This window comes from Actinoplanes sp. NBRC 103695 (genome assembly GCF_030269485.1).
Lineage (GTDB): Bacteria > Actinomycetota > Actinomycetes > Mycobacteriales > Micromonosporaceae > Actinoplanes.
The window spans coordinates 130,767-140,701 of record NZ_BSTL01000026.1; the positions used below are offsets into that span (position 1 = coordinate 130,767).

Sequence of the window (9,935 nt, forward strand, 5' to 3'; positions counted from 1 at the left end):
AACCGGGGGCCGCCATGTCAACGACTCCTGCGGTCAGCGCGCAGCCCCGGCCGCCACGAGGCATCGCGGTCCTGAGGCAACTGCTCGCCCGGGCGGCCCCGGCGGCGCTGCGCCGAGCGCTGGCGGCCGCCGTTGTGGCCAGCTCAGCGCTCGGCTGCCTGCTCGTCTTCGACCACGCCGACCGGTCGACCGCGATGCTGATCGCCACCCAGGTGGCCGTGCTCGGCGGTTTCGGGCTGTACGCGTTGAACGTCGTCAGGCGCGCGGACCGAGCCCGTATCGAAGCCCAGGACGAGGCGGCCGCCAGTCACAACCAGTTGCAGAAGCTGATCGACAACACCGGGTCGAACATTTATATGAAGCGGGTCGACAACGGCCAGTACCTGCTCGTCAACAAGGAGTGGGAGCGGCTGTTCGGGGTCACCCGAGACCACGTGATCAACCTTACCGACCACGGAGTCTTCCCCGCCGAACTCGCAGACCAGCTGCGGCAGAACGATCTCCGGGTCGCGGCGGGGAACAAGTCGGTCCAGTACGAGGAGACAGCGGAGGGTATCGACGGCGAGCGCACCTACATCTCCGTCAAGTTTCCCGTGCTCGACAGCGCCGGCGACCCCTACGCCGTGTGTGGCATATCCACCGATATCACGGAGCGTAAGCGCGCCGAGGACGAGGTACGACGACTCAACGCGAGCCTCGAGACCAGGGTTCTGCAGCGCACGGCTGAGCTGGAGGCGTCCAACAAAGAACTCGACGCGTTCGCATACTCGGTGTCGCACGATCTACGGGCGCCGCTGCGCTCTCTGCACGGGTTCAGCGACGCGCTGCTCGAGGACTACGGCGACGTTCTCGACGACGACGGCAAGGACTACCTGCACCGGTTGCAGCGCAATGTGGGACGCATGGGCCGGATGATCGACGACCTGCTCAGTCTGTCCCGGGCCACCCGAGCCGACCTGGAGCGCCGCGAGATCGACCTCACGGCGATGAGCCAGGACGTCATGACCGAGCTGCGGGCGGCCGACCCGCCCCGCGATGTCACGCTCGTCGTCCCCGACGGCCTTGTCGCTGAAGCCGATCCTCACCTCCTACGGCTCGCCCTCCAGAACCTTCTGGCCAACGCCTGGAAGTTCACCGGCAAACTGACCGACGCGGTCATCGAAGTGGGCCAGGCCGTCCGCTCCGGTGAGACCTTCTTCTTCGTACGTGACAACGGCGTGGGCTTCGACATGGCCTATGCCGACAAGCTCTTCGACGCCTTCCAGCGGCTGCATACGACCGCCGACTTTCAGGGCACCGGCATCGGGCTCGCGATCGTGGCTCGCGTCGTCCGGCGTCACGGTGGCCACATCTTCGCCGAGGCCGAGGTCGGCCACGGTGCGACGTTCTACTTCAACCTGATGAGCGGGGCAAAGGGGAAGCCATGACCGTCGACGGCAAGATCCTGATCATCGACGACAGCCCGGACGACGTAACTCTCACGTTACGTGCGCTGAAGAAGAACAACATCACCAACCCCGTGAAAATCGCCGCCGACGGCGAGGAGGCGTTGCGGTACCTGTTCCCGCCGGACGAACCGCCCGCGGGCCGCACCGAAGCGCTGCCCGCACTGGTACTGCTGGACCTGAACATGCCCAAGGTCAGTGGCCTGGAGGTGCTGCGCAGCATCCGCTCCGATCCCCGTACCAAGTATCTGCCGGTGGTCGTCCTCACCACGTCGACCGAGGAACGCGACATCGTGAACACCTACGACCTCGGAGCCAACAGCTTCGTACGGAAACCGGTCGCCTTCGACGAATTCCTGGAGGCGGTGCGCGTGCTGGGCATGTACTGGCTGCTGGTGAACCGACCGGCGGGACGGCGTCATGACTGACGAGCCGGACGACATCCGGCTGCTGCTGATCGAGGACAGCGAAGACGACGCCGTCCTCGTGGCGAACCGTCTGCGCCGCGCCGGTCTGCGCGTCGCCTACGAACGCGTCGAGACCGCCGAGGCGATGTCCGCCGCTCTGCTCCACCAGGCACCCGACATCGTGATCTCCGACAACGGGATGCCCGCGTTCAACGCGGAGGCGGCGCTGCGGTTGCTCCGTGAGACCGGACTGGATGTGCCTTTCATCGTCGTCTCCGGTCAGATCGGCGAGGAGTCCGCCACCGCGCTGATGCGCGCCGGCGCACACGACTTCGTGCTCAAGGACAAACTCGCTCGCCTCGGTCCCGCAGTGCAACGCGAGCTGCGCGAAGCACGCGACCGCCAGGATCGGCGGCGAGCACAGGCGGCACTGCGCGACAGCGAAGAACGGTTCCGGCTGGTAGCGGAGAACCTCCAGGACGTGCTGTTCCGATTCCGGCCCGGCCCGGCACCCGCACTGGAATACATCAGCCCGGCCATAGCCACGGTCACCGGGCTGTTGCCGGACGAGCTGTACGAGCAGCCGGAACTGCTCTTCAACATCTTGGAACCGGAAGACCGCGACCTCATGCGGCGGTCCTGGCAGTCGCCGCCGGACGGTCCCCTCACCCTGCGCTGGTTGCGGCCCGACGGCAGTCGCGCCTATGCCGAACAGCGGCTCGTCACGGTGTACGACGCCGGTGTACCGGCCGCCGTCGAGGGCATCCTCCGAGACATCACCGAACAGGTCGAGGCCGCCGAGCAACGACAGGAACTCGAACGGAAGCTGCACCAGGTGGAACGGCTGGATTCCCTCGGCCAGCTCGCCGGCGGCGTCGCGCACGACTTCAACAACCTCCTCGGCGTGATCGGTGGCTACACCAATTTCGTGCTCGACGAACTCGGCCCCGACCATCCGTGCCGTCCGGACCTGGAGAACATCGACCATGCCGCCCGGCGCGCCGCCGCTCTGACCCGCCAGCTGCTCATCTTCAGCCGACTGCAACCGTCGCATCCCGTCGTGGTGAACCTGAACGACGTGGTCGGCGAGATCGAGCGACTGTTGCGCCGGACGATCGGCGAGGACATCGAGTTCAGCACCGATCTGCGGCCGGACCTCGAATTCGTCACCATCGACCCCAGCCGCCTGGAACAGATCATCATGAACCTGGTGGTCAACGCGCGCACCGCGATGCCGGAGGGAGGACATCTGGTCATTCGGACGGCAAGCGCGAATCACGTGCCCGCCACCGCCATCGGCATCCAGCCGTCATCGAGGCGCTACGTGTGTCTCACCGTCGCCGACACCGGCTGCGGAATGGACGAAGAGGTCCAGCAGCGGGCGTTCGAACCGTTCTTCACCACCAGGAGCACCGGTCAGGGCAGCGGCCTCGGCCTGGCGACGGTCTACGGCGCCGTCCAGGAGGCGTACGGCGCGATCACGGTCGACTCCGCACCGGGCGCGGGAACGCGCATCACCGTCTACCTGCCGGCCGCGGACCCGCCGGCACCCACGCCCGCACCGGACGGGCCGGCCGGCAAAGCACGCGCAGGCCGAGGCGAACAAATCCTCGTGGTCGAGGACGACGACGACATCCGGACCATCACCCGGCGGGTGCTGACCCGCGGCGGATACGAGGTGTCCGACGCTGCCACCCGAGAAGAAGCGCTAGGCCTCGTCCACGACCACACACTGTCGTTCGACCTCCTCCTGTCGGACGTCATCATGCCCGGAATGCCCGTCCTCGACTTCATCCAGACGGTGCTCGCCGTCCGTCCCTCGATCCACATCGTCTTCATGTCCGGCTACACCGCCGACAGCGACCGCGAGCTTCCCGAGGGAGTGCCGATCATCGACAAGCCGTTCAGCGCCGACACACTCCTGCGGCAGATCCAGACGACGCTGAAAAGCCCGTCGGACCGGCGGTAGTCGCCCTGCCGCCGCCGGTCAGGGTGTCCGGCGGGCGTAGGCCAGGGCGAGCTGGGTGCGATCGCGCAACCCCAGCTTGCGCAGCGCGGACGACACGTGGTTCTTGACGGTGCCCTCGGTGACGAACAGCGTCCGCGCGATCTCCTGGTTCGAGGCGCCGGTCGCCACCAGCCGGGCCACCTCGTCCTCTCGCGCGGACAGAACGGCCGGCGAGGCCGCCGACAGGGGATCCGGTCCGTCGCCGAGCCGGGCGATCACCCGGCCGGAGACCTGGCCGTCGATCACCGTGCCGCCTCGCGCGGCCGTCCGGATGGCCGCCACCAGGGTCTCCGGCGACGCGTCCTTGAGCAGGAAGCCGCGCGCGCCGGCCCGCAGGCCGCCGAACAGGAAGTCGTCCTCGTCGAACGTGGTCAGCAGCAACGCGTTCACGCCCGGGCGGTCGCGGGTCAGCCGGGCGATCAGCTCCACGCCGCTCATGCCCGGCATCCGGGCGTCGACCAGCGCCACGTCCGCCTCGACCCGGTCGAGCACGGCGAGCGCGTCCTCGCCGGACGCCGCCTCGCCCACCACCTCGATGTCCGGCTCCAGCTCCAGCAGCCGGTGCAGGCCTCGGCGCATCAGGTCCTGGTCGTCGACGAGGACCACCCGGACCGGCGCGTCCGGACTCATGCCGGCTCCGGCAGCTCGACCCGGACCAGGAAGCCACCGCCGTCCGCGTCACCGGCGTGCAGTACGCCGCCCGCGTCGCGGACCCGGTCGGCGAGTGCGGTCAGGCCGAATCCGTGTGCCGTTCCGGCGGCGCCGCGGCCGTCGTCCGTGACGCTGAGCCGGACCGCGCCGGGCACAAAATCCAGCCGCGCCTCCACGCGGCTGCCGCCGGAGTGGCGCAGCGCGTTCGTCAGGCTTTCCTGCAGCGCACGGAACAGCACAATCCCACGCTCCTCGTCCAGCGGACGCTCCTCGCCCCGCACCGTGACATCGACATCCAGACCGGTGCCCCGGAACGTCCGGGCCAGCTCGCGCAGGACGGCGCCGCCCCGGCCACCGTCCAGCCGCGGGGGATGCAGCGCCCGGACCACCCGGCGGATCTCCTGCAGGGCGTCGGCGGTGAGGGTCTTGGCCTGGCGGACGTCCTGCCAGACGGCCTCCGGCTCGCGTTCGCGCCAGCGTTCCGCGTTCTCCAGGCCCACCTTGACGACCGTGAGGTGGTGCCCGACCGAGTCGTGCAGCTCACGGGCCATCCGGACCCGTTCCTCGGCGACCGCCAGCTCATGTGCGCGCTCGGAGTGCCGGCGGAGTTCCTGATGCGCTTCGGCCAGCTCGGCGCGGAGCCGGTCGGCGCGGTCGCGGGCCGACCGGGCCTCGTTGACGGCGGTGGCCAGCGTCATCACGAAGATCCCGTACAGGGCGATGGCGAGCGCCTCGTACGCCGCCTCCGCCGGCGAGCGATGCACCGCCAGGATCTGCATGGCGAACAGGACGGCGACGAGTACGCCGGTGTTGATCGCGCCGGCCCGCAGCCCGAACGCGAGCGTGATGTTGGACAGCACGATGAGGATCAGGAACAGGCTCACGCCGGAGCCGTCCAGGGCGCCCACGATCACCGCGAGCAGCTCGAACGCTCCGGTGACCGCCCATCGTCCGCTGCCCTGCCGCCACCTCAGGGCGGGCCAGAGCAGCACGATGGAGATCAGCAGGCCGGCCATCAGCCATCGGACGCCGGTCGTCTCGTCCTGGCGCACGAGGTGCAGCACCACGATCGACGCCAGGCAGCCCCAGAAGAGCGCGCCGATCAGGCGTGGCCGATCCTCCCCGCTTCCGTTCACCGGGCAAGCGTAGGACGGGCACGAGCGGGGGTCCTCCCACCGGGGGACGAGACCGGCCATGACTCGAGTCATGGCCGTGGTCATGACCGCCGCGCGATGCGCCAGGCACCGCCGGATCCATAGCGTCCACGGCATGACGATCACCCAGACCGCACCGGCGCGTCCCCGGTTGCCTCTCGCGGCGCGCGCCGTGCTCACCGTGGTGGCGGCCTTCGCCGCCGCGTTCTCCGGTTACCTCGCGACGGTGCTGCCGGCCGGGGCCGCGCGGACCGCGTCGACCAACCTGTGCGCGACCGTGGCCGGGCTGGGCCTGGCCGTGGCGCTGGTCCGCGGGATCGACCGGAGACCGGTCGCGGCGCTCGGACTCGGCCGGCTGGCGCCGATCGGCTGCGTGGTCGCGCTGGCGGTGACGGCCGCGTCGATCGTCGGGGGCGCCCTGCTGGCCTCCGCGGCCGGGCTCACCACGCCGGCGCCGCACGTCCCGGTGACGACCGTGCTCGCCTCGGTGCCGGTGATGCTGATGCAGGCGTTCCTGCTCCAGGCCGTACCGGAGGAGGTTCTGTTCCGGGGCTATCTGGTGCGGTCCGCTCTCGGGCAGCTGCCGCTGTGGGGCGTGACCGCGCTGTCCACCCTCGTCTTCGGTGTGCCGCATCTGCTCTCCGGCTCCGGCGCCACGACACCGGCCCAGCGGATGATCTTCCTCCTGCTGCCGGTCGGCTTCGCGCTGATCGCCACCGCGCTCCGGCTGCGGACCGGTTCGGTCTGGCCGGCGGTCGCGGTGCACGGCGGGTTCCACCTGACCTGGTTCGTGGTCGGGCTCCGGGTCGTGCCCCGGCCCGAGTCGCTCGGCGCGTACTTCGGTGTCGTCGGCGGCGTGCTCCTGGCCGTCGGGCTGGCCTCGGCCTGGTGGGTGGCCGGCCGTTCGCGGGCCGAGTCGGCAATGTGACCCGCGGCCACCCGGATACCCTCCGTCACGCGGGCCGTCGCAGCGCTGGGTGATCAACCGATGGCGGGTTGTGGCGTCCGGAGTGGACGGATCGGCCATGACGCATATGTGACAGCGCGACCGCTTACGCACGTGGTTGACGCTTCTCCTGAACGGCTACGGTGACCTCCGTGCAGCCCCGAGATCATGAACAGGTGAGGTTTCACCTGCTCGGATCCATCCGAGTCACTCGCGGTGACGGTGAGATCGCACTAGGCCCCCGGCAGCAACGCCTCGTGCTCGCGCTGTTGCTCGCGCGGGCCGGTTCCCTGGTCACGATGACCGAGCTGATCGACCTCCTGTGGGAGGAGTCGGCGCCCCTGTCGGCGTCCAATGTGGTACACCGCCAGATCGGAGCGCTGCGCCGCCTGCTGGAGCCCGGGCTGCCCACCCGTGAGACCGGGCGGTACCTGATCCGGCAGATGTCCGGCTACCAGCTGCACGTCGACGAGGACTCGCTCGACCTGCTGCGATTCCGCCGGCTGTGCGCGCGGGCGCGAGCCGCCACCGACCCGGGCACCACCCTCGACCTGCTGCTCGACGGGCTCCGGCTGTGGCGCGGGCGGGTCGCGGCCGGGCTGGAACCGGTCAGCCGCAGCCATCCGGCCTTCACCGCGATCGAGGCCGAGCACGCGGTGGCGGTCCGCGAGGCGGCCGACGCGGCGGACCACTCCGGGCGGGCGGGCGACGTGCTGGCCGCGCTGCGCGACGCGGCCGCGCGGCACCCGTTGGACGAGGCCCTGCAGAGCCGGTTGCTGGTGACACTGGCGGCGGACGGGCGGCAGGCCGAGGCGGTCGACCTCTACCACCGGGTACGCCGGCGGATGGCCGACGAGCTGGGCATCGACCCGGGCGAGGAGATGCGCGACGCGTACGACCGGGTGGTGCGCCGTACGGAGCCGCGTACGCCCGCGGGAAAGCCGGTGTCCCCCCTGCCCGCACCGGCGCAGCTGCCCCCCGACCTGCCCTTCTTCGCCGGCCGGGTCGGATCGCTCGCCGAGGCCTACCGGGTCGCCGGCGCGGCCGGGCCGGACGGCGCCGGGGTGCTCGCGCTGGACGGCATGCCCGGCGTCGGCAAGACCACCCTGGCCGTGCACATCGCGCACGCGCTCGCCCCGCGCTACCCGGACGGCCAGCTCTACGTCGAGTTGCGCGGCTTCGACGGCCAAGGTCCGGCGATGAGCACGGCCGAGGCGCTGCGCGGGCTGCTCGGTTCGCTCGGCGTGCCCCAGGACACCATCCCGGCCGAGCTGCACGCCCAGGCCGGACTCTTCCGCAGCACCGTGGCCGGCCGCCGCCTGCTCATCGTGCTGGACAACTGCCGCGACACCGAACAGGTGCGCCACCTGCTCCCCGGCACGCCCGGCTGCCTGGTCATCGTGACCAGCCGCAGCCGGCTCACCGGGCTGATGGCGGGCGCCGGCGCACACCCGATGCCGGTCGGCCTGCCCACCCTGGAGGAGGCGCGCGAGGGCTTCGTCAGGCGGCTCGGCCCGGCCCGGGTGACCGCCGCCGGCCAGGTGGTCGACGAGATCATCGAGAGCTGCGGGCGGCTGCCGCTGGCCTGCGCGGTGGTGTGCGCACGGGCGGCGTCGCGGCCGGACACCCCGCTCGACCTGATCGCCGACGAGCTCCGGCAGGCACGCGGCAGCCTGGACGGGTTCGCCGGGGACGACCCGAACACCGACCTGCGCGCGGTGTTCTCCTGGTCGTACCAGGCCCTGTCCCCCGACACCGCGCGGCTGTTCCGGCTGCTGCCCGCGCATCCCGGCAAAGACGTGTCGATCGCCGGGGCGGCGGCGCTGGCCGGGGTGCCCGCCCGGGTCGGCCGCCAGCTGGTCGGCGAGCTCAATCGGGCGCACCTGGTCGCCGAGCACCGGCCGGGCCGCTATCAGACCCACGACCTTCTCCGCGCGTACGCCACGGAGCTGCTGGACGATGCCGGAGCCGGCGAGCGGGCCGCCGGCGAGGACCGCTGCCTGCGGTTCTACCGGTCGACCGCGGCCGCCGCGCACGAGGTTCTCAGCACGCACGGGCAGCGGCACGAGGTTCCCGGCCCCGGTCCGGACGTGACGCCGCTGGTCTTCACCGACCGGGTGGCCGCGATGTCCTGGCTGGAAGCCGAGGCGCAGGTGCTGATCGACCTGGTGGAGTTCGCCGGTCGCACCGGCCGGCACGCCACGGCCTGGCAGGTGGCGGCGGGCATGCAGCACTACTTCGAGCGCAGCGGCCGCTCGCTGGACTGGGCGGCGACCGCGCGGGTGGCGCTCGCTGCGGCCACGGTCGGCGGCGATCTCGCCGGGCAGGCGCGCATGCACCGCAGCCTGGCCGGGGCTTACTACTTCCAGTGCGAGTTCGACGCCGCCACCCGCCACCTGGAACGCAGCCGGTCGCTGTTGACCCAGCTGGGGCTGGCGGCGGAGCTCAGCCGGGTGGAGTTCAACCTGGCCATGGTGCTGCGCGGGCAGGGGCTGCACGAGGAGGCGCTGGCCGCTCTGGAGGCGCCGCTCGCCCAGGCAGTCGCGACCGGTGATCGCAAGCAGCTCGCGGACGCGACGGTCGAGCAGGCGGCCAACCACGCCGCGCTGGTTTCCTCCGCTCCCACCGAGGCCGCCGCCTCCGGGGATGTCAGCTCCCCCAAGCACCCCACCTCCCCCGGGCACCCCACCTCCCCCGGGCACGCGGCCTCCCCCGGGCACGCGGCCTCCCCCGGGCACGCGGCCTCCCCCGGGCACGCGGCCTCCCCCGGGCACGCGGCCTCCCCCGGGCACGCGGCCTCCCCCGGGCACGCGGCCTCGGTGGGGCACCGGGAGCTCGCGCTGCGGCTGGCCGGCGAGGCGCTGGCGGTCTTCCAGGAGCTCGGCGACCAGCTCGGCGCGGGTGAATGCTGGGACGTGATCGGCAAGGTGCACCGGGCGGCCGGTGACCACGACGCCGCGGTCGAGGCGTGGCGGACGGCGGCGGCCTGCTTCCGGGAAGCGTCGGCCGGGCCGCAGACCGCCGAGGCGCTCACCGCGCTCGGCGACGCGCTCACGGCCGCGGGTGATGACGCGGGTGCGGCGCGGGCCTGGGACGAGGCGTTGTCGCTCATCTCGTACGCCCAGGCGGCGACCGCGCACACCTTGCGCCGCCGGCTCCGGCCTGCCTGAGCAGGGCCTGCGCTGCGCTTCGCTCCCCTGAGCAGGGCCTGCGCTGCGCTTCGCTCCCCTGAGCAGGGCCTGCGCTGCGCTTCGCTCCCCTGAGCAGGGCCTGCGCTGCGCTTCGCTCCCCTGAGCAGGGCCTGCGCTGCGCTTCGCTCCCCTG

Annotated in this window: 7 protein-coding genes; 5 read left to right on the forward strand and 2 right to left on the reverse strand. The window is 71.6% G+C overall.

The genetic code is table 11. The annotated features are described in order from the left end of the window. The first annotated feature begins 14 nt into the window (after positions 1-14). From QSK31_RS36905 to QSK31_RS36915, 3 genes are read left to right on the forward strand one after another with little or no spacing between them, the layout of a single operon-like run. On the forward strand, positions 15-1,427 hold the full coding sequence (locus QSK31_RS36905; protein WP_285689338.1) for a sensor histidine kinase: 1,413 nt from the start codon (positions 15-17) through the stop codon (positions 1,425-1,427). Then, positions 1,424-1,873, forward strand: a complete 450-nt coding sequence (locus QSK31_RS36910) for a response regulator (protein WP_285689339.1) — start codon at positions 1,424-1,426, stop codon at positions 1,871-1,873. The genes QSK31_RS36905 and QSK31_RS36910 overlap by 4 nt, the downstream gene beginning before the upstream one ends. After that, entirely contained in the window at positions 1,866-3,821 is a 1,956-nt protein-coding gene (locus QSK31_RS36915; RefSeq protein WP_285689340.1) for a hybrid sensor histidine kinase/response regulator, read from the forward strand. Before QSK31_RS36910 ends, QSK31_RS36915 begins: the two co-directional genes overlap by 8 nt. A gap of 18 nt (positions 3,822-3,839) precedes the next feature. Here the strand turns inward: QSK31_RS36915 and QSK31_RS36920 are convergent, their stop codons facing one another. Both QSK31_RS36920 and QSK31_RS36925 read right to left on the reverse strand, forming a co-directional pair. Continuing rightward, positions 3,840-4,490 (reverse strand): response regulator, encoded by a 651-nt coding sequence (locus QSK31_RS36920; RefSeq protein ID WP_285689341.1) that lies wholly within the window; start codon positions 4,488-4,490, stop codon positions 3,840-3,842. Next, a complete protein-coding gene (locus QSK31_RS36925; RefSeq protein ID WP_285689342.1) occupies positions 4,487-5,647 on the reverse strand; it encodes a sensor histidine kinase in 1,161 nt (386 codons plus the stop codon). Before QSK31_RS36925 ends, QSK31_RS36920 begins: the two co-directional genes overlap by 4 nt. Positions 5,648-5,780: 133 nt before the next feature. Between QSK31_RS36925 and QSK31_RS36930 the strand changes: the two genes are divergently transcribed. Further along, positions 5,781-6,593: a CPBP family intramembrane glutamic endopeptidase gene (locus QSK31_RS36930; protein ID WP_285689343.1), complete on the forward strand. Its 813-nt coding sequence runs from the start codon at positions 5,781-5,783 to the stop codon at positions 6,591-6,593. A 194-nt stretch (positions 6,594-6,787) separates the two neighbouring features. Beyond that, positions 6,788-9,781 carry an AfsR/SARP family transcriptional regulator gene (locus QSK31_RS36935; protein ID WP_285689344.1) on the forward strand — a complete coding sequence of 998 codons (2,994 nt, stop codon included), beginning with the start codon at positions 6,788-6,790 and terminating at the stop codon, positions 9,779-9,781. The last annotated feature ends 154 nt before the right edge of the window (positions 9,782-9,935 follow it).

Coding starts and splice junctions, on each gene's coding strand:
- QSK31_RS36930 (WP_285689343.1), top strand. CDS start 5,781: ATGACGATCACCCAGACCGCACCGGCGCGTCCCCGGTTGCCTCTCGCG.
- QSK31_RS36905 (WP_285689338.1), top strand. CDS start 15: ATGTCAACGACTCCTGCGGTCAGCGCGCAGCCCCGGCCGCCACGAGGC.
- QSK31_RS36920 (WP_285689341.1), bottom strand. CDS start 4,490: ATGAGTCCGGACGCGCCGGTCCGGGTGGTCCTCGTCGACGACCAGGAC.
- QSK31_RS36910 (WP_285689339.1), top strand. CDS start 1,424: ATGACCGTCGACGGCAAGATCCTGATCATCGACGACAGCCCGGACGAC.
- QSK31_RS36915 (WP_285689340.1), top strand. CDS start 1,866: ATGACTGACGAGCCGGACGACATCCGGCTGCTGCTGATCGAGGACAGC.